Origin of the sequence: Paraburkholderia sp., assembly GCF_049581445.1 — a bacterium.
GTDB lineage: Bacteria > Pseudomonadota > Gammaproteobacteria > Burkholderiales > Burkholderiaceae > Paraburkholderia.
The window spans coordinates 1-24,837 of record NZ_JBAURZ010000122.1 but is presented as its reverse complement, the minus strand read 5'-3'; the positions used below and the strand labels follow the sequence as shown (position 1 = coordinate 24,837).

General features: G+C 58.4%; 24 protein-coding genes and 1 tRNA gene. 14 read left to right on the top strand and 11 right to left on the bottom strand.

The features are described from left to right. From WCA85_RS11175 to WCA85_RS11145, 7 genes are all read left to right on the top strand, one after another. Nucleotides 1-476, top strand: a 476-nt coding sequence (locus WCA85_RS11175) for a winged helix-turn-helix domain-containing protein (RefSeq protein WP_424063812.1), incomplete at its 5' end; no start/stop codon positions are given. Between the two features lie 9 nt (nt 477-485). After that, nucleotides 486-2,003, top strand: a complete 1,518-nt coding sequence (locus WCA85_RS11170) for a sensor histidine kinase N-terminal domain-containing protein (protein WP_424063810.1) — start codon at nt 486-488, stop codon at nt 2,001-2,003. A gap of 250 nt (nt 2,004-2,253) precedes the next feature. After that, complete coding sequence (locus WCA85_RS11165) at nt 2,254-3,912, top strand: MFS transporter (RefSeq protein WP_424063809.1); 1,659 nt, start codon at nt 2,254-2,256, stop codon at nt 3,910-3,912. 103 nt (nt 3,913-4,015) lie between these two features. Next, nucleotides 4,016-4,092 (top strand) — tRNA-Met (locus tag WCA85_RS11160). Between the two features lie 82 nt (nt 4,093-4,174). Then, nucleotides 4,175-5,524, top strand: a complete 1,350-nt coding sequence (locus tag WCA85_RS11155; protein ID WP_424063807.1) for a tyrosine-type recombinase/integrase — start codon at nt 4,175-4,177, stop codon at nt 5,522-5,524. A 178-nt stretch (nt 5,525-5,702) separates the two neighbouring features. Next, the gene (locus WCA85_RS11150) at nt 5,703-6,224 is read left to right on the top strand and encodes a hypothetical protein (RefSeq protein ID WP_424063805.1); all 522 of its coding nucleotides are present in this window, start codon (nt 5,703-5,705) and stop codon (nt 6,222-6,224) included. A 14-nt stretch (nt 6,225-6,238) separates the two neighbouring features. Then, nucleotides 6,239-7,102 carry a Kiwa anti-phage protein KwaB-like domain-containing protein gene (locus WCA85_RS11145; RefSeq protein ID WP_424063804.1) on the top strand — a complete coding sequence of 288 codons (864 nt, stop codon included), beginning with the start codon at nt 6,239-6,241 and terminating at the stop codon, nt 7,100-7,102. Between the two features lie 132 nt (nt 7,103-7,234). Here WCA85_RS11145 and WCA85_RS11140 read toward each other — a convergent pair whose 3' ends face one another. The 8 genes from WCA85_RS11140 to WCA85_RS11105 all read right to left on the bottom strand — a co-directional run bounded on the left by WCA85_RS11140 (nt 7,235) and on the right by WCA85_RS11105 (nt 16,629). Then, nucleotides 7,235-8,734, bottom strand: a complete 1,500-nt coding sequence (locus WCA85_RS11140; protein ID WP_424063802.1) for a hypothetical protein — start codon at nt 8,732-8,734, stop codon at nt 7,235-7,237. Next, complete coding sequence (locus WCA85_RS11135) at nt 8,731-10,992, bottom strand: HsdM family class I SAM-dependent methyltransferase (protein WP_424063801.1); 2,262 nt, start codon at nt 10,990-10,992, stop codon at nt 8,731-8,733. Before WCA85_RS11135 ends, WCA85_RS11140 begins: the two co-directional genes overlap by 4 nt. Nucleotides 10,993-11,403: 411 nt before the next feature. Next, the gene (locus WCA85_RS11130) at nt 11,404-12,510 is read right to left on the bottom strand and encodes a helix-turn-helix domain-containing protein (protein WP_424063815.1); all 1,107 of its coding nucleotides are present in this window, start codon (nt 12,508-12,510) and stop codon (nt 11,404-11,406) included. Further along, on the bottom strand, nt 12,510-13,106 hold the full coding sequence (locus tag WCA85_RS11125) for a hypothetical protein (protein ID WP_424063799.1): 597 nt from the start codon (nt 13,104-13,106) through the stop codon (nt 12,510-12,512). Before WCA85_RS11125 ends, WCA85_RS11130 begins: the two co-directional genes overlap by 1 nt. A 698-nt stretch (nt 13,107-13,804) precedes the next feature. After that, on the bottom strand, nt 13,805-14,101 hold the full coding sequence (locus WCA85_RS11120) for a hypothetical protein (protein ID WP_424063797.1): 297 nt from the start codon (nt 14,099-14,101) through the stop codon (nt 13,805-13,807). 319 nt (nt 14,102-14,420) lie between these two features. Beyond that, nucleotides 14,421-15,464, bottom strand: a complete 1,044-nt coding sequence (locus tag WCA85_RS11115) for an AraC family transcriptional regulator (protein WP_424063795.1) — start codon at nt 15,462-15,464, stop codon at nt 14,421-14,423. 309 nt (nt 15,465-15,773) lie between these two features. Further along, nucleotides 15,774-16,271, bottom strand: a complete 498-nt coding sequence (locus tag WCA85_RS11110; RefSeq protein ID WP_424063793.1) for a helix-turn-helix domain-containing protein — start codon at nt 16,269-16,271, stop codon at nt 15,774-15,776. Between the two features lie 100 nt (nt 16,272-16,371). Continuing rightward, nucleotides 16,372-16,629 (bottom strand): hypothetical protein, encoded by a 258-nt coding sequence (locus WCA85_RS11105; RefSeq protein WP_424063792.1) that lies wholly within the window; start codon nt 16,627-16,629, stop codon nt 16,372-16,374. 28 nt (nt 16,630-16,657) lie between these two features. Between WCA85_RS11105 and WCA85_RS11100 the strand changes: the two genes are divergently transcribed. The 4 genes from WCA85_RS11100 to WCA85_RS11085 all read left to right on the top strand — a co-directional run bounded on the left by WCA85_RS11100 (nt 16,658) and on the right by WCA85_RS11085 (nt 19,036). Then, nucleotides 16,658-17,530: a CAP domain-containing protein gene (locus tag WCA85_RS11100; protein WP_424063791.1), complete on the top strand. Its 873-nt coding sequence runs from the start codon at nt 16,658-16,660 to the stop codon at nt 17,528-17,530. Nucleotides 17,531-17,540: 10 nt separating this feature from the next. Further along, nucleotides 17,541-17,885: a hypothetical protein gene (locus WCA85_RS11095; RefSeq protein WP_424063789.1), complete on the top strand. Its 345-nt coding sequence runs from the start codon at nt 17,541-17,543 to the stop codon at nt 17,883-17,885. Nucleotides 17,886-17,966: 81 nt separating this feature from the next. Further along, nucleotides 17,967-18,605 (top strand): hypothetical protein, encoded by a 639-nt coding sequence (locus WCA85_RS11090; RefSeq protein WP_424063787.1) that lies wholly within the window; start codon nt 17,967-17,969, stop codon nt 18,603-18,605. A 101-nt stretch (nt 18,606-18,706) separates the two neighbouring features. Next, on the top strand, nt 18,707-19,036 hold the full coding sequence (locus WCA85_RS11085) for a hypothetical protein (RefSeq protein ID WP_424063785.1): 330 nt from the start codon (nt 18,707-18,709) through the stop codon (nt 19,034-19,036). Between the two features lie 213 nt (nt 19,037-19,249). On the opposite strand, the gene WCA85_RS11080 is transcribed toward WCA85_RS11085, so the two are convergent. Both WCA85_RS11080 and WCA85_RS11075 read right to left on the bottom strand, forming a co-directional pair. Then, nucleotides 19,250-19,558, bottom strand: a complete 309-nt coding sequence (locus WCA85_RS11080; protein ID WP_424063784.1) for a hypothetical protein — start codon at nt 19,556-19,558, stop codon at nt 19,250-19,252. Between the two features lie 67 nt (nt 19,559-19,625). Next, nucleotides 19,626-21,368: a type IV secretion system DNA-binding domain-containing protein gene (locus WCA85_RS11075; protein WP_424063813.1), complete on the bottom strand. Its 1,743-nt coding sequence runs from the start codon at nt 21,366-21,368 to the stop codon at nt 19,626-19,628. 351 nt (nt 21,369-21,719) lie between these two features. On the opposite strand from WCA85_RS11075, the gene WCA85_RS11070 reads away from it, so the two are divergent. Further along, on the top strand, nt 21,720-22,433 hold the full coding sequence (locus WCA85_RS11070; protein ID WP_424063782.1) for a hypothetical protein: 714 nt from the start codon (nt 21,720-21,722) through the stop codon (nt 22,431-22,433). A gap of 61 nt (nt 22,434-22,494) precedes the next feature. On the opposite strand, the gene WCA85_RS11065 is transcribed toward WCA85_RS11070, so the two are convergent. After that, nucleotides 22,495-22,893: a helix-turn-helix transcriptional regulator gene (locus WCA85_RS11065; RefSeq protein ID WP_424063780.1), complete on the bottom strand. Its 399-nt coding sequence runs from the start codon at nt 22,891-22,893 to the stop codon at nt 22,495-22,497. Between the two features lie 466 nt (nt 22,894-23,359). Here WCA85_RS11065 and WCA85_RS11060 point away from each other — a divergent pair, with 466 nt between their 5' ends. Further along, nucleotides 23,360-24,424 (top strand): tyrosine-type recombinase/integrase, encoded by a 1,065-nt coding sequence (locus tag WCA85_RS11060; RefSeq protein ID WP_424063778.1) that lies wholly within the window; start codon nt 23,360-23,362, stop codon nt 24,422-24,424. Nucleotides 24,425-24,505: 81 nt separating this feature from the next. Next, a partial coding sequence (locus WCA85_RS11055; protein ID WP_424063776.1) for a relaxase domain-containing protein occupies nt 24,506-24,837 on the top strand: 332 nt, incomplete at its 3' end.

Sequence of the window (24,837 nt, the reverse complement as noted above, 5' to 3'; positions counted from 1 at the left end):
TGCGCGCCCTCACCCGGCGCGGCGCGGGCGGCGGCCCGACGGTCGTGCGGCATGGCTCGTTGTCGTTCGATCAGGTCGGGCGGATCGCCTATATCAACGAGCAGGTGATTGAACTCTCGGCGCGCGAACTGGGCCTGCTGGAGGTATTGCTGCAGCGGATTGGCCGGCTGGTGTCGAAGGAGCAACTGGTGGATCACCTCTGCGAATGGGGCGAAGAAGTCAGCAATAACGCGATCGAAGTCTATGTGCACCGGCTACGCAAGAAAATCGAGCCGAGCGGCGTGCGGATTCTTACGGTCCGCGGTCTTGGTTATTGCCTCGAAAAAGCGGCGACTCCGTCGTCTGCTGCCGCGGCGGTTCCCGGCAACACAGTCGCAGTCCCGCAAGAGCCCACCACCACGCCCTCGCCCTCGCCCTCGTCCTCGCCCGCACCCGCACCCGCCGCCGCGATGCCCGCGAGTCACCACATCAAATAGAGGCTGCCCATGTCCGCACGCGCTGAGCGCGCCACGGCGCAAGCGGCGGACCTCGACGAGGCACGCGACGCCCGCTACGCCAACCCGTTCGCCCCGCCCGACGAAACCGAAGCGGCTGCTGAGGCCCGTCCACGCTCGCTGTTCGGCGAAATTCTCGACTGGATGCTCGCGCCCCTTCTGCTGTTATGGCCGATGAGCATTGCGGTCACGTATCTGGTGGCCAAATCCATCGCCAACGGGCCGTTTGACCGCGCCCTCGAAACCGACGCCTACGTACTGGCTCGCCAGATCCATCCGGTAAACGGCGTCGCGGAGCTCTCACTGCCCGACGCGACGCGCGATTTCCTCAGCGCGGACAACGTCGACAAGGTGTTCTACCAGGTGCTCGGGACGCGCGGCGAACTGGTGGGCGGTGACCGCGACATGCCGCTGCCGCACGAAGAGGATCGGCCGCCGCTGGGGCTCGTTGAGTTTCGCGACGACGTGCTGCGCGGCAACGATATCCGTGTCGCCTATACGACCGTCGAATTTCCCCAGGCGCCCGGCGCGCTGCCCGTGCTAGTCCAGGTGGGTGAGACGCTGGACAAGCGCAGCCAGCTCGCCAACGACATCATCAAAGGCGTGATCCTGCCGCAGTTCGTGATCTTGCCGCTCGCGATCGTGCTGGTCTGGTTCGGCCTGTCACGCGGACTCGCGCCGCTGCATGCGCTGCAGGCGCATATTCGCGCGCGGCGCCCTGACGACCTTTCGCCGCTTGAAGCGCGTCGCGCGCCACCGGAGATCGAACCCTTGGTAACGTCGTTTAACGACCTGCTAACGCGCCTTGAACAGAACATGGAGCTGCAAAAGCGCTTTATCGCCGATGCCGCTCATCAGATGAAGACTCCGCTCGCCGGTTTGCGCACCCAGGCCGAGCTGGCGTTGCGGCAGGACGTATCCGAGGAAGTGCACCGCTCGCTCGAGCAGATTGCGACGAGTTCCGAGCACGCGGCGCGACTCGTTACCCAACTGCTGGCGCTGGCGCGTGCTGAAAACCGGCTCTCGGGCCAGATTTTCGCACCCGTTGAAATCACCGACGTGGCTCGAAGCGCGGTGCGCGACTGGGTGCAGGCGGCGCTCGCCAAGCAGATGGATCTGGGCTACGAAGGGCCGGACGAAGCCGTCGAAATAGACGGAAATCCCGTCATGTTGCGGGAAATGCTGTCGAATCTGATCGACAACGCCATTCGGTACACACCGGTTGGCGGGCGCATTACCGTGCGTGTGCGGTCGGACCCGGCAAATCAGCAGGTGCATCTCGAAGTGGAAGACACCGGGCTCGGTATTCCGGTAGCGGAACGGGAGCGCGTGGTCGAGCGGTTCTACCGGATTCTTGGACGCGAAGGCGACGGCAGCGGCCTTGGGCTGGCAATCGTCCGTGAGATTGCCACGATGCATGGCGGCGCCCTGAGCATCGACGACAACATCTATCAAAGCTCGCCGCGGCTGGCCGGCACCCTTGTGCGTGTCAGCTTGCGGGCAGGCTAAGCGGCACGGGACTTACCCTAACGGGGCAGGATCGGACGCCAGTCAAGGCCATCACAATCCTGACGTTGGCACCGGTTTGGCGAAACATAGCGGTGAATTGACGATATATACCTGCAATATTGCAATAATCCATAAGCCACCATTTACAAGACGCCACGTCAGTAGGCCGTAAGTTTTCGCTCCAATAATCCAATTCACGGGAACGCCTTCCCGGCGGACCGCGTGTACATATCAATATTGGAGACGACATATGGCTACCGTAGGCGGGCAAATCTCGCACGTGCCGATGACGCACGAAGAGAAGCGCGTGATCTTCGCATCGTCGCTAGGCACTGTTTTCGAGTGGTACGACTTTTATCTGGCCGGCTCCCTCGCGATCTTCATCAGCAAGAGCTTCTTCTCCGGCGTCAATCCCACGGCCGGGTTCATCTTCACCCTCCTCAGCTTTGCAGCGGGCTTCGCCGTGCGCCCGTTCGGCGCGATCGTGTTCGGTCGGCTGGGTGACATGGTCGGACGCAAGTACACCTTCCTGATCACGATCGTGATCATGGGTCTTTCGACTTTTCTCGTGGGCTTTTTGCCTGGATATGCGGCGATCGGCATGGCATCGCCGGTGATTTTCATCGCAATGCGGCTTCTGCAAGGTCTCGCGCTGGGTGGCGAGTATGGCGGCGCGGCGACCTACGTGGCGGAACACGCCCCGGCTGGCCGGCGCGGCTTCTATACCGCGTGGATCCAGACGACGGCAACCTTGGGCCTGTTCCTGTCGCTGCTGGTGATCCTCGGCGTGCGCACGTCGATCGGCGAGGATGCGTTCGGCACCTGGGGATGGCGCGTGCCGTTCATTGCGTCGATCATCCTGCTTGCCGTGTCAGTGTGGATCCGCTTGCAACTGCATGAATCGCCGGTGTTCGAGCGCATCAAGGCAGAAGGCAAAACCTCCAAGGCGCCGCTGACCGAAGCGTTCGCGCAGTGGAAAAACCTGAAGGTCGTGATTATCGCGCTCGTCGGGTTGACCGCTGGCCAAGCTGTCGTCTGGTACACCGGGCAGTTTTATACGCTGTTCTTCCTGACGCAGACGTTGAAGGTGTCGGGCAGTTCCGCCAATATCCTGATCGCGATCGCTCTGCTGATCGGCACGCCTTTCTTCCTGTTTTTCGGCTCGCTTTCCGACCGGATTGGCCGCAAGCCGATCATTATGGCCGGCCTGCTGATCGCGGCATTGACCTACTTCCCGCTCTTCAAGGCGCTGACGCACTTCACGAACCCGGCTCTCGAAGCCGCCACGCAACGCTCGCCGATTGTCGTGATTGCCAACCCGGACGAGTGCTCGTTCCAGTTCAACCCGGTGGGTACCTCCAAATTCACCAGTTCCTGCGATATCGCCAAGAGCGCGCTGTCGAAGGCGGGCTTGAACTACGACAACGTAGCGGCGCCGGCGGGCACGATTGCGCAGATCAAGGTTGGCGACTCGGTGGTCAATACGTTTGACGGCAAGGCAGCAGACGCCAAGGCACAGGGCAACGCGTTCGACGAGACGCTTGGGTCAACGCTGAAAGCCGCCGGCTACCCGGCCAAGGCCGACCCGTCGCAGATCAACTGGCCGATGAGCGTGGTCATCCTGACCATCATGATGATTTACGTGACGATGGTGTACGGGCCGATTGCGGCGATGCTGGTGGAGATGTTCCCGACGCGGATCCGCTACACGTCGATGTCGCTGCCTTATCACATTGGCAATGGCTGGTTCGGCGGCTTCCTGCCTGCCACCGCGTTTGCGATTGTCGCGGCGAAGGGCAACATCTATTCGGGTCTGTGGTATCCGATCGTGGTTGCGCTCATCACCTTCGTGATCGGCATGCTGTTCGTCAAGGAAACGAAGGATTCGGATATCTACGCGAAGGATTGACGCACTGAAGCCGCCTCAGGGGAGGCGGCCTTGAGGGAGAAATTGTTTGGCGGCGGGGGTTGACAGGCATCGCCGCCATCTTCATAATCTCGCTTCTTCTTTAGGCGAATTAGCTCAGCCGGTTAGAGCGACGGAATCATAATCCGCAGGTCCGGGGTTCGAATCCCTGATTCGCCACCAGATTCAACGCGAAGGCCCGCACTCCAACGAGTGCGGGCTTTTTCGTTTTTGGCGCGGTGAGCCAGTTTGTGAGCCATATCTCATGCACAAACTGCCGCACCTGTATCGCAATCGCTTTGGCGTCTACTATCTCCGCCTCATCCTCAATGGACGAGAAGCAAAGAAGTCGCTGCGCACCAAAAACTTCGCCCAGGCTAAAATCTACGCGCTCGCTTTCAACTTGGAAATCGCGACGATGGGAAGCCCGAAAGCCACGGATTTCAGTGTCGACCCTGACGCGCTGAAAAAGCTCGACCTCGTGCTTCCGGACGGGACTCAGCTTCGAGACATAAAGAACGATGAAGACGTTCGGCTCGCCAAGGCCCTTGTCGGCGACCGCTTGACCGCCGCGATCCCTACCCCTTCCTCTCTCGATTTTCCAATCCTCGCGCCCAGTGTCATGGCCGCGATTGCCGCGCAGCAGGCCGCAACGGCGCCGAAAAAACGCGGAAAGCCATTTTGCGACGTTGTGAAGCTCTACGCGAAAGAGAAGGCGCTCGACAACACGCCCAGGACGATCACCGCCAAGCAAGGCGCGTTCGATGACTTTGTCGCCAAGACGGGCGCGCGGCCCATGGACCAATACGCGCTCGACGACGCCGTTGCCTACAAGAATCGGCTGATTGAAGTGGGGGGAAGCGCGAGCCGGATCAATTCAAAGCTCTCGTATCTACGCGACTTGTTCGCCTACGCGATCGCCAACGGACAGCACTTTGGGCCGAATCCTTTTGAAAACGCCAAGGTGTCTTCAAAGTCAAAACTTGAACAACAGAAGCGCTCATACAAGCCGTTCACTGGGGACGACCTTAAAACCATCTTCTCCCCGGACACCTACACCGTTCGCATGGACAAGCCGGGATATCGCTGGCTGCCGTTTCTCGCGTTGTATTCTGGCGCGCGGCTTGAAGAACTGGCGAGCCTCGCTTTGTCGCAAATCCAAAAGGACGGCGACGTTTGGTTCTTCGAACTCGTCAAAGCCAAGAACTCGAACTCTCTGCGCCGCATCCCCCTGCATCGGACGGTTGTCGAATCTGGATTTCTGGCTTACGTCGACAAGACGAAAGGCAGCGGCGCGACGCAACTGTTTCCAGAACTTAAACCGGGCAAGAATGGCCATGGAAAGAATGTCACCAGGCGCTTCGGCGACTATCTTGGCGAGATCGGCATAACAGACGACAGGAAGGTTTTCCACAGCTTCCGGCACACGTTCATCGCCAGAATGAGCGCCCGAAACGTCCACCCCGCAATGCTTATGGCGTTGGTCGGTCACTACGATCAAGCCAAGGTCGATTTCAGCAGCCCGCATTTCACGAATTACCAACACGACAAGACGCTCGCCGAGCTCAAACAGACAATCGACCTGTTGGACATCGAACTGCCGCTTCGTTTTTGAACGCAGGCGAGGCGCAATCACCGCTGAGGCAGGCGGGAATGAAAGGGTGCCATAATCGCCGCGAGGCGCGGCGGATGGGCAAGAATGCACGCGCAACGCATGCGCCGGGAGACCCGCGACCAATAAGGCTGGTCGCCCGGCATCCGCTTTTCAGCCCCTGTCGGAACCGCTCGCCATCATGTTAAGCAGACTCGTCCGAATACTGCTCGCGCTCACGGCGATTGCCCCGCTTTCGATTTCGCTGGCGTATCTGTTCGCCAGAGACAAGAAATACGTTTGGGCCGCCCTCGCATTTTCCTGCTGCCTGCTGCTCGGCGCGGCGGCGCGCTGGATCATAGCCCGCGCGAGCTCAACGCTTGAAACGCTCCCCGTCGTGATCCTCAAAGCAAGAAGCGCCGACAAGGAGGTCATTGGATTTTTCGTCGCCTATGCGCTTCCGCTGGTTTTGCGCGGGCAATCGGCGCCGGATTTTGGCGGCTGGCTATTTGCTGGCGGCATGCTGTTGTTCGTGCTGTGGGGCACTCACACGCTGCAAGTGAATCCGGTCTTGGGCGTCATGGGGTTTCACTTCTATGAAGTGGACACCAAAGGGGGGATCACCTACCTGATGATCACGCGTCGAAAAATAAGCAACATATTGTCTGTCGAAAATGTTGTCCAACTCAGCGAATATGGGATATTGGAGGCTCACAAGAAATAATACTGAGAGGGGCCATGAACCTATTCGCATTGACGAGGCATCCTGCCGCGCGGATCGTACGCTTTCCTTTGACGGCGGACCTTCAAAATCAAATCGAGGAAGTCTTCAACGCGCAACTGCAAGCGTTCGAAACCGACATTGTCGAAACCATCCCGTTTGACGGCCGCTACGTTCCAGACGAAGGCGAGCTGTTGGTGATTGAGGAATTCGAGGATGTCGATGGTTTGGCTGACGCGGCCGCAAACCCATTTGGCATTGACATGTTCGACCCGGCGACTCACTCGCTGGAATCGGTCAAGGCGTTGTTTGTCTCCGTGCGCAGAAATGACGCCGACTGCGTGCTGATTCAGAACTTCGAGCGCCGACGCCTGATCGCCAACAAAGGGCTGGCGATGTTTTTTTCGGGGAACACGTTTCACAAGATGAGCGACGAAGGCCTGACGCTAGACACTCGATTGCTGGCGGTCCTCGAAGGCGGCTCATTGAGGTTTCAAAGTTTTCACTTCCTGCGTCGCATTTTCGACCTCACGGAGTATTACCGGGAAGCAACCAACGACGAGGTGGCCACCTTTGCCACCCACCAAAAGCTAAGCGTCGATGATTTGCCAAATTTTCTCGCTGCGGCGGGTCCGCTCATTCGAAAAAAGATCTCGCTGATCAGCCAGTCCGGAATACTCGACAACTACACGACCGCGCAAATCGTGGCGTCCGCGCAATCATTCAACGTCGTGATTGCGGTTGGCGACGACGGACGAATCAAACTGCCCGCAAACAAGACGGAGCTGCGCCGCCTGCTGCGTTTTCTGGATGAGGACTATTACGAGTCCCCGCTTTCCCAAACTCGCTTCCTGTCAAACTCCAAGCGGGTCGCCGACTGACTAACGCATCGCGCGCCGCTCAGCCTTTGAGAAATTGGCCGCCTCGGCGGCCACTCTTGCGGGCAAACAGCATGTCTGAATTAAAACTCACTGCGGAAATCGAGCCGCGAACCCTCCCGTTGAACCATTGACCTATTTCGAGCCCGGCAGCGCAACGAACTCGCCACGGATGATTCGTTGCTGAACATCGGAAAGAATCGCCCGCAGCTCACTCAGATCGGCATCCAACTCCCAAATTCCAAGCGATTCGTTCCGAATCGCGTGCGCATTCACCAAATGCTTCGCGTCCAAGTGCCTTGGAAATTCCCCGGCAGGAGAATGATAAAAGCTGGCGATTTTCTCTCGGAGTGCACGCGGGAATTTGGGAATCTGCACCGCGTCAAAATATTCAGGCGAAAAATGGCCGCCACTGCCTCCGACAGCCATCAAATCGATTAAGCCCTGCAGTCGATACCAATTGAATATGCAACGAAAGAAAATGGACTCGACGATATCCGCGTCCTCACGGCGCACATAAAGACCATGAGCGTTGGTCGTCGCAAAATCCGACACTTCGATCAGGACAATGGATCGCCCCTTTTGAAACCCTGCCTCACCGATGAGCACGTCCCCTTTCCTCAAAAGGGCCAACTTCTTTTTGGTCCCGAGCCAACTGATTCTCGACATCGTGCCCCATTCGGAGATGTTTGCAGGAATCAACAGCTCGTAGAATCCAGACTTGGGAACATCCGAATCAATTCGTGTGCCTAGAAGTTTAATTTCCAAGCTCGGACCTGGGGTAACGGAAAATCCAGCAGCACTCGGTGTCTCATACCCCTTCGAATAGTTAAGGACAGGCCAAACCCTTTCCTTGTAGTCCCGGCTATAGATTGCGGCGTCCAATCGGCCAAGCCCTCGAATGTCGTCCAGCGATGGGTTCATGTAGACGAACGGTGTCGGCTTTTGCCCCCTTGCCAGCTCAGTATCAATCACCATCGAAATTTGATCGTTGCGCTCTCGGATCGCAACTTCCTTTGCCACGATAGCCTCACTCAGGGCGCTAACGTATTGCACTACGGCAGAGGAGTTGGTCTGCGAAGGGAAAGGTATTTTGCACTTGAGCCACAGAGTTTTCGCATGCGGGATTGTCGCGCCGCGCGGCACCATGCTCAAAAGCTGCGTTTTTAGGATCGGGTGCTTGAGAAATGCGAAGAGGTAATGCCGATCAACGCCGGGTCGGGGGTCGATCCGAACTATCCCGCCGCTTATCGAATGGTTTGGTAGGTCCTCCGTAACCATGGCGCACTCGCCAACGTTGGAGTCTTTCGCCATCAGGATATCGCCCTTCCTGAGCGCGACGCTAGGCAATGCGCGCGGATTGATCGGGACGAATGATCCGCCCTTCGGAGAAAGCAAGCAGGTGTGGTCCTGCAACGCCTTCGTCCGAATTAGATGGGCGGGCGAAGAGCGCATGTATGCCACAGAGCCGGGGTCCTCTCCGACTTGGTATCCCTCAATAAGGTCCTTGACCGTCTCGAAGCGCGCATTCGGAATTTCAACCGTCTGATACATTCCGGCCGAAAATGACCATTCGTTGCTGGTCATGCGTTCAGAACGAACGGACTTGGGAACCACCAACAAGTCGGTGCTCATCCCTTGCTCCTCATCTGTGAAACCCGCGCCCCGTCGTTCAAGAATAGCTTCCTGAGCGTGTCCTCCTGTCCCAGAGCCCACTCCTGAAAATCGTCCACGATTGTCGTAAAGTCTTCGTCGAGAATTGGGCTGCCATCGCGGTTCACCATGACGTTGAATGACTCCTCGTCGATCTTGTAGACGGGGTTAAAAAACACGTTGCGTTTGCTGGTTCTCCGTTCGTATCCGACCTGTTTAACATCTCTAACGAAAACGCTATACCCGGTTTCGTTCAGCGCTTTGAGGGCCGCTTTTTTCGGCTTGTAGGCAATGATAATGCTAGTGTTCACGCCCGTTTCCGCAAAAACATTCGACGGAAGATCAAAAAGGGCCACGATCCGCATCTTGCTCATAAGCCAGCGGCGAACTGCGGCGTATTTGTTGATAGACGCTATTGAATTGGATAGAACGATGCCGAGCCGGCCGTTATCCTTCAAAACGCGATAGGCGTTTTCGAGAAACACCACGCCCAAATCGAGCGCGTCGCCTTTCGCCGACGATCCTTTCTTTGGTTTCGCCGAATCATCCTCCGGCACTCCCTTTCGCTCTCGGGCCATCCCCCACGTTTCATAGAGCTCGATCACTCGCCTGTCGAACTCAGTCTTCGGCCGATATGCTCGGTCATCTCCGAATGGCGGATTGGTCAACACAACGTCGAACTTGACGAGCTTCGTGCCATCCTGCCACTCGTCCCAATTTCCGCCCTTATGAATTTCCGGATCCAGCTCGACGAGATCGGCAGCTCCATTCCCCTCTCCCGGAAGGGCAATCTTCGAAAGGATTGAGCCCTTGTCCGATTTCTCGAAGAGCTTGGCTTCGCCGTCCCCATTCAGAAGCATGTTCAGCGTCGCCAAGCTGATCATGTTCGCGTCAAGATCGACGCCGTAAATGTTAGCGTCATCGAGCCCCCACTTTTGCTCCTTCTCTCGCGAGTGGACAAAAGCGAGCGACAGAAAGTCGCCGATCCCACAACACGGATCGACGACCTTTTCCGCGCTTCGCGGATTCACGAGCTTGACTATGAAGTCAATCACAGGAATAGGCGTGAGAAACTGCGCCGCATCATCTCGCTTGAATGAGTTTGCAAAATTATAAAAAACGAGTTGGTACAAGTCGCTTTTTGCCGACTTAACAAACGAGTAATCTTGGAATGCCTCGCAAATGGCCACGACGGCTCTTACATGATTGGCGTCCTTCCAGTTGATTTCTTCATGCTTTAGGATCTTGCGATAGTCGTGGGATGCCTCATCGCGTAGATCCTTAATTCGGCGAATAAATTCCTGAATCGGCTTCTCCGACAGCTTCGCAAAGTTGGCCTCCTCCCGGGTGACGTAGAAGTCTAGCGCGCGGTCGTCCATGTGGGCGTTGCGCTTTTCGTCAAAGATCTTTAGCGCGAAGGTTTGAATCAAGATTGAGTATCCGCGCTGATTGACAAGACCTCCTCGATCCAGAGCTCGGAGAACCTCAGAAAAGGCAATTTGAATTTGCGCAGATGCAATAGAGGTAACCAAGCCAAGCTGAGCGAGGGATCGATTGGACCGATCGAACTCAGCCGGCCGATTCACCGTCTCGCGCAATTCGTCGAACGACGGAAGATAGGCATAAGGATCAGGCAGATGGAGTGAGAGATCGCCCACCGCGCTCGCCTCGCCCTTCTGGTTCTTGGACTCATCGTATCGAATATATCGACCGTTTCGCCGCTGAAAAATATACATGCGGGCGAAGTCATAATAGATCCCCAGCACATTCGATCCAGCCGGCTCCTTTTCTCTCATTGCCGGCTTGATTTGGCCGATGAACACCTTGTCAATGTCCTTATCGTTCTTCTTGAATTCAACGACGGCCAACAGATGATCATTCAACCATTCGAGATGTCTTCCTTCCCTAGTTTTCCAGTAGGAATTGTAGTGCTCAATCCATTCTTCGCTGTCGAAAACAGCCGCGTCGACTTTCAATGGAATCGACGCGGCGCTACCTTTCGGGAAGCGGATCTCGGCTCCAATGTAGTCCTTCGCGTAGAGCCCGCTGTAAATCATGGCGTTAATGAACTGCCACTTAAAATACTCTTCTATCGGCTGTCCGAGGTCGTTGCGAATGCGTGCCTTTTTCGTGAACTTCCCATCAATGGATACGATGCATTCGGTTTCCCGCCTCGATTTATGATCGGCGTCGAACTTTGCCCTAGCGTCCGCAAAAGAAGAATATTCATGTGAAACCATTGATCGTGCTCTCAAAGGGTTGAGCGGGAACAGCCCGCACGCCACGCTGGGCGGATGACGCAAAGCACCGAATTTTACTCGTTGAGAGCTTAGCAAGGGATAAATTCGCTGGTAGCACCGACGGGAGAGCGCGGTTGTCCACCCTCCGCCGGCTCTTGCGTCCATCTAAGGTATCGGAGACTCAAGCGACATTCGTGAGTCGCTTCGGCTGGAGTTCGATCGGCCCGCGCATGGCCAATGCTGCGATAACCGACATGTTATCGCTTAAGATCGGAAGCGGATCGAGGTGGCGCTTCAATGAGGAGCCGCTGACGGAGGGCAGAAATGACTCTCTCCGTATGCAGTGGGGCGCCTAAAAGATCATGAATGTGCGCCGACCGTTAGCATCGCTTGTCGGCTGCCCGCTCCGAATCAGTTTTCCGAACCGGCCTTTCGAAAGCACAGGACGTTAGGAGCGGACAACCTCGTCTCCGGAGTCAAGCTTGAAAGAAGTTCGTCCAACAACGCCGGCTGCACTCGCATCTGAATCGCAAGGTCAGCATGAGAGATTCCGAACGACACCCGCAACAGCTCGACGCTGTCAGCCACAAGCTCCGGCAGTTCCGGTCGCATCTGAGCGTCTTCGGCCTCGACTCGCGCCTCTCCGTGCCGGGTCAGCCCTATGACGCCGCTCCGATATTGCTCATCGCTGAATACCCCCAACTGCCTCCCACGATAAAGCGCCGCCGCCTTGGACACGCCCCAGCTTTTTTTAATCTCTGACAGGGCGGTCCAATTGAGACGGCTGCCTCGCAGCGCAGCGCGACATTCAGACGCGAAATAGCGACGGGGCATCAAGAATGCGCTGGCGAAGCGATTCGCCTGGGACTCCGTCATCTTGTCTCCGGTTTGGACGCCAATGTGCAGGCAGAAATGCCCCACTTCGTGCGCGATGCCAAAACGCGTTCGGCATGCCGACCGCCCTTCCGGATTGACGCCAATCACCGGCCTGCGCGTGGCAAACGAGATCGCGTCGATTTCCGGCGCCATTCCGCCGAGCGGCACCACCACCGCCCCGGCGTTTTCCGCCACACGAGTCATGTTTTGGATTGGGCCAAGTCCAAGCTCCCAATGCTCACGGGCGAGCTCAGCCGCTTTTTCGATCGCCTCCGCCGAAGACGCGTCGCCCTCGTTGAAGTCGTATTGAGGCAAATCCAGATGCTCTTCCAGCGCATTCACCATGCGCTTCAACAACTCGCCCCGCGCGCGCGCAACTTGGCGCAATGCCACTTTCGTCGTCAGTTGCTTGCGAAAGTGACATTGCTCATCCGCTATGGGCATCGGGTCGGGCTCTACGAAAAATGCGGGCAAGACATTCAATTCGGCGCAAACTGCGTCGACGAGCGCGGTCGTCGGCGCGTCGACGCCCGCCTCGATCCGACTGAGAAACTGCTTCGAGCGGCCAATGCGCTCGCCAAGCTCCTGCAAGGACAACCCGTGGAAAAGACGCGCCGTGCGCAGGTTGGACCCAATAAACATCATGACGCGACGGCCGCGCTTTCGTCGTCTGCGTCGCGGCGTTTCGGAGCGACAGGCGGCTTGCCCATTTCCTTGGGCGCCGGCGTTTCCGCGGCGACCGCGTGCAGGACGCGCGCGCTGTCAGACACCCATTTGCACTTCACGACGCGCGACGAGTCTTCTCCCAAGAACACGACGCGCGGATCGTCCGCCTCGGCATAACCGCCGTCAAGCACAAAACAAAATTTGCATGGGACACCGTTTTCGACCGACCCAAAAAAGTCTTGCTGAAATGGCGTGGCATCCAGCACGGCTGGCTTGGTCGGATTCGAAGGATCATCAGCGGCGAATCGGCACGGAATTCCGCCGATCGTGAAGACCAAGTCATTCCCGCCGTGCCGCAATTCGAGCCAGTCGTATTCGCCTGACAACGCCACCGATTTAAGGCGGTTGCGCTGGCGGCCAAAGCGGGTGCAGCCCCGGGTATAGCCATCGTCGTATTCGCTTTGAAGCGCAGTCGCGGTCGAAAAATGCTCGGCGATCAAGATAGAAGCGACGACGGACAAGCGATCGGCGCTGAGAGCCGGATGAAACTCTTCGGGAAAGGGCAGGGACATTGAGCCGCCGTAACGTGAATGTGCATAATGGGATGAACGTCAACCGGATTTTTGTGCAAATCGGGCAAACCGTCAACTGATTTCACGTCATAAATCCAACCCGCTTGAACAAGCAAACGCTAACCGCGGCCGCTCTGCTCGTGCGAGCGGGCGTTCCGCAGTCAGCCGCGCAACGGGGACCGCCTTGCAAAATTGGACAATATGACCGCCCCCTAGATTTCGTTGCGTTTTTTCCGACCCGGCGCGAATATGCACCTCGAAGGGGAAATCCTCTTCAAAAACAATTAAACATCCGAGGGCAATCATGCCGAATGTATATGTCGAACCACTGCCGAAAGGCCACCACGGTCCCATTGATGGATATGCATTGGAATACGCTGACGACCGCCGCGTCACGCAGCAAAATTACAAGACTCAGAAGGAGGCCATCGACGCGGCCAAGTCATTGGGCCACAAACCACTAATCGCGCACGTGCGTGTGACGAGCAAAGGGAAACCTGACCACTGGCGGTCCGCCTAAATTCCAGAAAACGCGCATTTGACGTCGGCGTTCCGTGCGCCTCGTCGATTAAACGCGCACGGCCCGGGAGTCGCCGGACGCATCGTCGACGCCTTGGGCCGATTGCTTTATTGATGTGCCCCAGCTTCGATTGACTGCCGGATTTCGGCCAAAAAGCAAGCCGACATCGGGATCGGCCTTACTTCTTCTCCGAGTTTCGCCGCGCTTGCAACACTTCTTCCATGCAGCCAGCTCTCGCAAGCCGTCGTTCCAGATGCTCGGTCGCGGCGACAATCGCGCTCATCCTGCATTCCCGAAGCTGCCTGTCGTGCTCGTTGACTAGGTCGGTGATGATGGACAACAAGTCTTCGGGAAACGACCAATCTTCCGACTCGTGCCCTTTCTTGATAAGCGCCGCCAATCCGGCCTTGGCAAGGCCCAGTGTTTCGCGGCTGACATTGCCGGGCTCGGTGTCGGCGATCAAATCGACGAGCAATATCGCGTGCGCCAAAGAGCGCGCGGTAACGACGTCTGCGGAACCTCGCCGGGCCACCTCTAACGCCGCATGAAATTTGATGGATATTCGGTCGGCGCTGGCGGTGTCCAGTGGAAGATACAGGAGCGGTCTTTGTCAAACCGCCTTTGGCTTGAGTCTTCGACGGACGTTTCTTTGAAGCAGGCATTGCTCAGTCATGTTGTTACGGCCACGCGGCCTTGACCGAATTGTCGCACGCGAAAGCACCGGCCGAATTTGCGAATCGCTCAGCGGAGCGCCAATTCAAAACGATCGATTCAGCGCGCCCCTCGTCGAGTTGCTACCCGCGCAAATTTCTGACTGCCGCTTCGTATTTTGCCGCAAGCGCGCTCCCCGATTCCTCCTTCTCGCTTGCAGCCGGCCGGATCGACCCGCTTGGCTCCGCTTCGGCTCGCGCCTCGCTGGGAGAACAGCCGAAACGCTCCCGAAAAGCCCTGTTGAATGTCGGCTCGCTTGAAAAGCCGACGGAAAACGCGATTTCCCCGATCCTGTGGCGGGCATGGCGCGGGTCCGCAAGGCGCCGCATCGCTTCGTCCAGCCGACGCGATCGAATGTAGCGGGCGACGCCGCCATATTCAGCGAACAGGCCATACAGAACCGTGCGCGACGCTTTGAGGGCAGAGCAAAGAAGCTCCGGGCCAAGTTCGGCGTCGCCAAGCCGCCTCTCGATCAGAGCGACGGCATGCGCGCGCAGCATGGGCGCGAGCCTTGGGTCGCTTCTCGAAGCGTCGGGCTCCGCCTTCGGCAGCAAGCACGCCGCCAACAAAGAAAGCGTCGCCTCGGCCGCAACCCTCGACTCGTCCACGGTCATGGCCGTCAACGTGCTGGCCAATGCGCAAATGTGGGATGCGACCAGCGCGCCGATCGGGTCGCCTTCGGCGAACGACGCGCCATGCAACCTCGCCCCCTCCGGCATTCGTTTGTCGAGCGCGAGTCGCGGCACGCTGAGAGTGAGCATCGGGGCGTCGCGAGCGAATCCGGTGTTTTCGACCGCCATGTCTCGAACCGCGACCGAGCGCAACGGAACCCGCTGCTGCCCAGCCGCGAATTCGGAGACGAGCTCGCCATCGAGCAAACAATGAATCAAATAGTGGTCGACTCCCGAGACCGCGATGCGCCGCCTTGTCCGCTGAAATTGCACTTCGTCGCGCGCTTGATGGCTGGTCAGCAGCATTGCTGCGCCCAAATCCCAAGTTGTTATCTTGGCGTCCAAAACCCCATCTGATCGTTTGATCTCATACATGGGGCTGAGGGCCGAGCGCCAGATTTCCTCCGCGTCTCGCGGTCTCAGCAAAGCGCTGTTGAATTTCAAAGGTTGCGGCATTCCCCGGACTCGTCAATGTTTAGACGAATCTTAATCTCGAACCCTTTCTTTTCAATTGAGCCAAGCCGCAAAAAAGCTCGCTCGGACAAAACGACAAGAAAATCCGGACAAATTGAGCGGCGGCCGCCTTTGCCGTGCGGGATGATGCGACCGGCAAATTGACCGAAACGATTCGGTCCAAGACAAGCGCAAAGGCGCTCGGGGGCTGTTTTGAAATCAATCCAAAAACCAAGTTATTCCGATTGCGCGCGGGCGCCGCGGGCCCGACGGCACTCGAATCCAGCGCCTGATCGCCAGGCGGAAGACCTTTTACGGCAGCTTTTTGGAAGGCAAACGCCGTTCTTTCGGCAAGATGGCGTCCAACTCGTCGCGGAGCCCTCGACTGCGGCCGGCGGCGCTTTCTCTCTGGCCACCGCCCACCTCCTCCAAACGCCGAGCCAAACGCTCGATCATGGCCGTGCGCTCCCGCAATATGCGCGCAGTGTCCGACGCTCCTCGGATTATCAGCCTGCGCTCTTCATCGCTAAGGCCGGCCAAGATTTCAGCAAGTTCAGCGGCATCCTCGACCGCCTTGCCGCGATAGTCGCCGAACAACGCCGTGATCGGGCATCCGAAAAATTCCGAAAATTGGGCGAGGCGGTGAAGCGTCGGCGCGATGACCCCTGTCTCGATTCTGGACACCGTTTCCTTTTCCATTCCGAGAGCGTCCGCCACGCGCGCCTGCGTGTGGCCCGTCGCTTTACGCCAACGCGCAATTTCAGCGCCAACTTTCTTCGCCAACTCCTGCGCGTCAGGATCCACGGCCATAACGTCTCCTCGCGTCGCCTAAAAACGACGCCAAACGTCATTTTCTGGGTTCCGACGCGCCAGAAAACGACTTCTAGAGTTACGATCACGACGCAATAAGTCATTTTTCATTTAAAATCCGGGCGCTCGGCTCAGCCTTGACGCTCGAAGCCATCGAGAACGATATGAACAAGACAATTTTCGGCGCTGTTTTGGCCGCGGGGGCGCTTGCCGCGTGCGGGGGTGGTGGTTCATCGTCGTCGAATCCGACGAGCAGTTCGGCCGGCACGGGCGGATCAACGACTTCCGCTCCGACGATCGCACTGTTGACACCAGCCGGCGCATCAGCGGGAGCGTTCACGCCAACGGGCGATGTCATTGGCGACTCCGTTGCCTTCGCAAACAGCATGCGCCTTCAACTGGGCCTCAAGGCATTCAACCAGTCGGCAACGGGTCCGTCAGGCCAGCCAATCGCCGATATCGCCACGGCAGCCGCGAACCACGCGCTCTATATGTTTGACAATAACTACGTCGGCCACTACGAAACGACGGGGCTGCCGGGCTACACCGGCTACGCCCCCTCAGATCGCGTCGCGGCTGCTGGCTATACAACAAATTCGGTAGGAGAAATCGCCGCTGGCATCGGCGGCGCCTTCACTTCGTCGACGCAAGCCGTTGACTCGCTGTTCGACGCTCCGTTCCACCGCGCGATCTTCCTCTTTGACACGACGAACGTCGGTTTCGGCCAAGGCCCGACGAACTCGGATCCGTCCAAGTTCTCGACGCTGGTCGGCGACTTCACGGACTACGTGCAGAACACGCCGGACAACATCCTCGTGGCTTATCCCTACAACGGCCAGACGAACGTCAAGCCGTCGTGGGTCGCCAACGAGTCGCCGAACCCGGTGGCAGCGTATAACAGCGGCTCGCTGGAAGGCACCACGGTCGGCTACCCGGTGACGCTGAGCGCATCAGGAAACGGCGCGTTCTCGAACATCAACTTCATGATCAGCGATCCGTCGGGCAATGCGGTGCCGTGTATCGAAACGGACAACACGAACAACAGCGAGGCAACCCGGCTGGCGATCTGCGTGCCGATCTCCCCGCTGGCAAACAACGCGACCTACAAGGTCACGGTGACCGGCGCGCTGACGAACACAAGCATCCCGACAGCAACGCCGTTCTCGGTGAGCTGGTCGTTCACGACGGGCGCGCCATCGACCGCGGCCAACAAACAGATTGTCCCAGGTCGCTCAACCATTCCGACCATTTTGAATTGACGGAGGCCGCATGAAAAAGCCGATTCAAAGCGCTGCCATCGCAGCCGCGCTGTGCGCTGCTGTTTTGCTCTCCGCGTGCAGCGGCTCTCCGAGCGAGGGCGATGTGCGCGCCGCGCTTGAGAAACAAGTTGACGCCGGCCGCGCGCAAACCGAGCAGCTGTTGGGCAAGAGTTCGTTTCTCGACAGCCAGATGGATCAGCAGAAACAAGCAGTCGCGAATATCAAGCTAGTCGGCTGCAAGAGCGACGGCGACAAAGCATATCTGTGCGACGTCGAATCCAACGGAACGGCCGGCCGAGTGCGAATGCTCAAGGGCTCCGACGGTTGGTTGGCGAGCGACGCAGGAAAGGGCTGACGCCGAAAGCGGGTTCGCGCTCAATGCGCAACCCGTTGTTGATCAAGAGCGTCTCCGACAACCAATTTGGACTGCTTATCCATGGATCTTCTGTCTGTTGCCGCCTCCGCCGCCATCGCGGCTTCGGCCGCTTTGCCTGCAAGCTTGCCAGCCCCCGTTGCACAGCCGGCACCGCTTTCGCAGGCTGATGCTCCGGTCTATGAAACCGGCGAAACTTGGACTTTTCAATACAAAAACGATCTCGAGCCCACCAAGAATTCGACCTTCAAGCAGCGCGTGACGAGCGTCGAGGGAAATCGCGCCATCCTGAACAGTGGAGCGACGATCCTTGGCGGCGACGCAAACCTGATCAAGATTGGCGCGGCAACCTACGAGCCAAGCGACGGCAAGCTGCGTTTTCCGCTGAGAGTCGGGGACTCGTGGAGTTCGTCATATGTCTATCGATCAGGCAGTTGGACGGCGGTCGGCGAACGGCACACCACCGTCGTGGGCGTTGAACGCATTGAGACAGCCGCCGGGGCGTTCGACGCTTTTCGCATCGAGCAGCGGGTGTCTTGGAGCGCGAGCGACATTCGGCAGAGGGACGGCCGCACTCGCGAAACTGATTGGTATGCCCCCTCCGTGGGCCGGATCATCAAGTCCGATTTCTCCGACCAACAAAGCAATTTTGCGCCGACAAGCACCCACGTCGAGCTAGTCGAGTTCAGCAAGCCGCAATAAGCGATAGAGATTTACTTTCGCCGACGAGCGTTCAACCGCCGCCGGCTCTTTTTCAGAGGCAAAAAATGGAAAACTCGAAGCTCGTCAGCGAGCAAGAGCAAGTGAAGCGCGGGATCGGCGCCGGCATGTTTTTCGGCGTGCTGTCGTTCTCCATATTGATGACCGTCCCTTTGCTCAACATGCTTGCCGGCATGATGTTTTTTCTTTTGCTTGCGGCGCGCATCCTCACACTGAGCGCGCAGCGCGCCGTCGACATGATGTGGCTCGTCGCGGGCTCGGTCATTTGCATGTTCGGATTTTTCTTGCCCGCGCTGATGGAAGGCCCAACTTCCGCAGGCATGACGCACGGCTTCGTCTTGCAATTCGTGCTCAACGCTCTCGTGGCGAGGTTCATTCTTTTCGGCAGACTCTGGCATTTGCTAAAAGTATAGAAAATGCAGGCGCGACGTTTGCCACGCTGTCAAAGTTGACAAAGTTGTCTCTCACGCAGGCTCCATGCCCGTTTTCCGGGCCGCTTTCGCGGCCCGGCTTTCTTTCTCACCACGCGCCGCCACATCGAAATATTCGCGGTCGCGTTTTCCGCGATCAGGGCGTTCTTGCAAGCCCGCGCTTGGCCGCGCATGCGGTCGCTTTGCGGCGCCTGTTCAGCGCAACGCTCGCCATAGTTTCACGACCCAATCCGGCCGAAGGCAACCTTTGTCGCGTGGAACGCAGTCGCGCGCTGCATCGTATCCTTCTTCCAACCGGTCTTGCCAATACTGCTCTTCGGCGCGCTCGTCCTCTTCCTTCTCCTCATCGGTGCGGTCATCGGGAGGGATGCGCGAAGCGCGACTTGCGCCGCCCAAGCCGTGTCGCGAATGGCCAGCCGAGAGCGACGACCGTTCACCTCCACTGGTTGGCGCTTGCCGAAATGGTTCCTCTTTCGCTTCTTCCGTTTGTTCAATGTTGTTCATAATCCTCCTCAGGCATGGTTGATAAACGTGGTTGTTGCCGCCGCTGCGCGGCGGCGTTGTGCAGCGGTTAAAGCGCCTCGCCAGCGAGCCTTTCGAGTTCTTGCATGTAGCTAGCGTCGGATGGCGGCGGAATCTCGACATCGCTCGACGCTGCCTCCTCGATGCTTGCGCCGCCAAGAGCGTCGCCTCCTCGCGCAACGGCCGCGTCGCCCTGCGGACTTGCGCAGGTGGGGTCGACCATTGAGGGCCCGAGCGTCCATCGGGCCGGCACATGAGCTTCGCGGACCTTCTTCGAAACCGCGAACGGGTAGAAAAGTTCATGCGCGTCGCCGCCAGTGAACACGAGAAGCGTCACGCCCTTGCCGTCTTTTGTCGGCCCGAGCCGCGACGCCAGTTCGGTGGGGGAATAAAGCGGGACGGTCTCACGCGAAAAGGACAGACCGCGCGACTCGCCGCTGGCGGACATCGACGTGGAAACGTTCATGCGCTCATGCTCTCGGGAGCCAATCGTTTTGCAGATTTTTTCGGACGTGTCGCCAGGCGACATTTGGCCAACGATCAACGTTCCGCACATCGACGTCAGCGCTCGAACAGTCTGCTCGCCGTGAATTTGTTCAAGTTGCGCAAAATCTTGGCAAGCGACAACGCATCGAACGCCGCGAGAGCGGCCGACTGAAAACAACTGCCGAATGGGGACCTTGCTCATCTCCGGCAACTCGTCGGCCACGATCCAGATTTTTCGATCTGGGTCGTCGGTCATTTCCACGCTGCTCACGGTCGCCGAAATCAGGCCTATGATCGCCGCGACGTATTTCTGGGTTAAATCCTCGTATGCCCCATGTCCTTGCAAGACGATCTGGCGGCGGCTTGACCGGCCCTTAATCCAGCGCCGAAAACCAATGCGGCGCTCGCGGGGCGCGTCTCCCCACGCGTCGGCAAGGTCGAGGATTGGCGAGCAAAAGGCCGAGAGATTGATCAAGACGCCTTGGGTCGTGACTGACGCGCGCTCGACGACACGCACGGCTTCTGGATGGTGCGCGCGCATGATCGCCAATAGATCGGGCTGCGGCAGAGCGACAAGGTCCGCGAGATCGCGCCAGCCCCACTCGATGCCCTTTGTCTTGCGCAGGCAGAGCAACAAGCCGCAGAGCAGTTGCCGCGCGGCATTGGCCCACATTGGGTCCGCGCTGTCCGCGACGAAAGCCGCTGCGAATCGCCTCATCAGTTGCGTGTTCTTCATGTCGGCGGCGATGTCCCACACGAGGCTTCTTGAGTCCCATGGCGCCAAAATGTCCGCGTCGCCGAGCTCCGCCGTGAACTCGCCCTTCGGATCAAAAACCAACATCTGCTCGTTTGCCGCAGAGACCGAGCGCAGCAACGGCTTTATGAATGTTGTCTTGCCGGCGCCGACGCCGCCCACGATCAGAACGTGCCGCGTCCACATGTCGGCGGGGAACGGAATCCCAGGCCCAAGATCGTGATCGGGCCGACGACGAACCTGTTTGGCGAAACGCTTGCGCAGCGCGCGACTCGCGTCCCCGCCCTCGAGCCTCTGCGGACCGCGCAACCGAATGAGCCCATCTCGGGCCGTCAGCCGCGATCGCGCCGACAACACGGCAGGCGCCGCTGCCGCAAGCGCGGCGGCAGATGCGCGGGCAACGATCGCGGCCTTGCTCGCAGGATCGAGATGCTCCCAGAAGCCTGCGTAGGTCGGCCAAGCCGCATGAAAGAGCGAAGGGGCAAATAGGTGAGCCGCGCTTTCGGCCAGAACGGCCGCATGGTCGGAAAGAGATCCGATCGGCGCGCCCATCAGGGGCAATGGCCGCCACAACGCGACTATCGTCGCAACGCCGGTGGCTGTGCCAAGAATAGCGCTTGACGCGAGCCACCCCCGCCAGTCGACACGCTTCGTTGATGGGGTTCTCGCTGCGTTCTGCTCTTCCATGCTCGTTCGCCTTGGACGGACTTTCCAACCCGTAAGGCCGGCCACCGCATCGATTTTCCTGACCATCTGACGAGCGGGGGATGCATGACCGTTTGTCAGCAATGCCAGCTTGCGCGTGTCTCGCAGGGCATTAGTCGGCCTATTGGTATGAAGAATAGGCGGCGGACAAAGATTCGCTCCGCGTCCGCTTTTATCAACGACAAGAGCAGACAACCAATGGCAAAAAAACAAAAGCTACAAGTGGCGCCGCTAGCACAGGGCAATGCAACTTTAGAAGAGATCTACGCAGCGTATGCGGCATTGACGGAAGACGATTGGGGGGCGTTGAACAAAACGGGACGATGCCTTCTTGGGGGCACCGAGTTCAGCGAAATCTTTGATTTAATCAATGAGGCCATCGCCCGCATGGCCAGCGGGCGCCGCGCGTGGCGACTGACCGTCGCGTTCCCAAGCGCTCTTGCTATGTGCATGAAGAGCATCGCGAGCCACAGTCGTCAGGACATGAAGGCAAGGAGGAAGCGCTACTGCTCACTGGAGGATCTCGCGGAGGTCATTGGCGAATCCAATAGCGTTTCGCCTTCGCAAGAAGAATCGCTCGTCATGGCGGAGCGATTCCGAGAACGGGCGATAGCAGTCGACAAAGAGCGCGCATCGATGTCCGGCGACTTGGCTTGCAAGATGGTGTTCAACGGCATCATTCACGGATTGACTGCGCAAGAAATACGGCAACGGCACACGCTCAGTCATGCGGAATACAAGGCAGCCCGCCAGCGCGCCATGAGGCGAATCGAACGCATTTTCGGCCCTGCGCCGGGCTCGCGGCCAGAGCCAGCTCGCAGTCGGGTGAAGCCAGCGACGCAAAGTCCGATGCAAGTCGCGATCGAAACCGCCAGGGCCAAGCATGGTTGCCAGCGTCCTCGTCGCTCATGAACCTACGGCTCGGGCCGAGGGCATAAAGAAACCCGCCACATGCTGGCGGGTTTTGCTCGACTCACTCATCCTCCCCTTGGAGTTCGCGCAGGACCCGTTTGACGAGCTTTGCTTTTGCGGTTTCATCGATAACGCTTGGCTTGTCCGCTTCGCTTTGCGGAATGGGAGGCGTCGGCGCTCGCGGCAAATCTTCGGAGCAATACCATCGCGCGAGGTCATCAAGTTTCACCAAGGGCGTCGAGCCCACCTTTCGGTGCGGGATCGGAAATCGTCCGGCCTTCATCGCCGCATAAATAGTCGGCGCGGCCAAGCCAAGTATGCGAGACAAAACGCCCACCCGAACGAACGCAGAATCAATTTTGTATTTTTCTGCCAAGGAGCGCGAAGCGCGCTCCAACTCTTCCACCGGGACGATCGCGCTTGGGATGGCTGCTGCGGTCTGGTTATTTTGCTCTTCCACTTTGAATCTCCCGGGTCGCGTTGGTCGATGCTCCAATTGATATAGGCCCGGGAAAGGAGGTCCAAGCCCATAAAAACCGCCTCCAACCGCTGCCGTTCGTCGGGAACATCGCCGCGGCGCGCTGCAAAACGGCGATAAAGCAGCGAGAAGCAAAGAGTTATTTCTTGCTACATAGAGACTTAATTAGAAATTAATTCTAATTTACATGATTAAAATAGCCGTAAACACCAACCTTATGGAAATCAATCTTCTGGCCCCGGTTTCATACCTATTGCCACCGGGGGAATGAGCTCACGCAGCCCCCTTGCGCAACGAGGCTCTTTGCGAGAGAGAGTGCGGGCGGTCGCAGCGCTGCATTTTCCGCTGATCGGCCGCCTTGCAGCGTGAAGGTTTCGGACGTGCCTATTGGCAATGTCGCCGGCCTTTATAGATGCAGGACCTCAATCCAACTAGCAAGGAGACCAGCATGGCAAGCATCAACGAACGCCCTCGCAAAAACGGGGCACCCTCCACTTGGCAATGCACCGTTCGCAGGCAAGGTGCGCCGACAATCGTCAGAACCTTCGAACAAAAAGCGCACGCCGAGCGCTTCGGTGTGAAGGTCGAAGCGCTGTTGCGCAAGCAGCTCGTGGCAGTTCTGCCGAAGCCGGCAAGGACCGCGCCCTCGTTCGAGAACGAGAGTCTCGCGAAAATCATCGGCGATTTCCTTTCTTCGCCGGAAGCCGCGCGGCGTCACAAGGGCACCGGCCCCACCGTTCTCAGAAACGTCGGGGCCGCCACGATCGGAGACATCACGCGCCGATGGATCAAAGAATACATCCGGAGGTTGCGTGAAAAACGCTCTATGCGCGGGCGGCCCTTCAGCTTTGAGACGATCGTGCATCATTTGGCGATCATTCGCCAAGCGATCCGGGCTCGCGCGGATCAACTCGATCTGCCTCATCCGTCATTCCCGTTCTCAGAACGCTCACTGCCGCGCGGCTGGCAAAACAAGCGAGACAGACGGCTCGAGAGCAAAGAGCAAGTCGCGTTGTATTCGCGGTTGCGCCTGCTGAAAACAGACGCCAGGCCGCACTATGTCGCGCTCGTGCGTCTCGCCCTCGAAACAGGAGCGCGGCTGCAAGAGCTGGTTCTGGCCGAATGGAACGAATTCGACTTGGAGCGTCGCGTGTGGAATATCCCCGCTGCGCACACGAAGAGCAAGTGCGAGCGATTCGTGCCGCTCTCCCGCAGGGCGCTGCGGCAGTTGAAAGTCCTCAACGCGCGTCGGTCGTCGAGCTCCAAGCGCGTCCTTTGGCTTCTCACTCAGCCGCAGACCGTTTCGACAATGTTTGCGCGTTTCGCCAAGGAGGCTGGAATCCAGAATCTTCGCTTCCATGATCTTCGACACGAGGCAATTTCGCGCATGGTTCTCCACAAGCGGAAGCTGTCCACATACGAAATCATGCGAATCGTCGGGCACGGCTCTCTCGCTATGCTGAACCGATACGCGAATCTGCGCGGAGAAGAGCTCGCGGACCGAATGGACTGATCGGATCGGTTGCAAGCCAAGAACACGGGGTCGAGAAGACCTCGTGTTTGTTCGCATTACTATTGAAATTAGCAAAAAACGATGCTTTCGATCACGAAGATCAATTCGGCTAAAAATCAAGCCAGAAGCGCGCGAGGCGGCGACTATTTGTTTTATCTCGGCTCACCCTCAACGCGAGAGCGAAGCGACTTCGCTAAATATGTCGCTGGCGACCGAGACCTTGCCGCCCCGCCTCCATTTTGGATCGGCGAGGCTGCGCCGCTGCTGGGGCTGCGCGGCGAGGCGCTGACGGAGCAAGTCGAGCGTCTGGCTCGCGGCATGCATCCTCTGACCGGCGAGGCGCTTGTGGCGGGGGCGGGCGCATCGCACGTCATGGGGCTCGACATGACGTTCTCGGCCCCGAAAGATTTTTC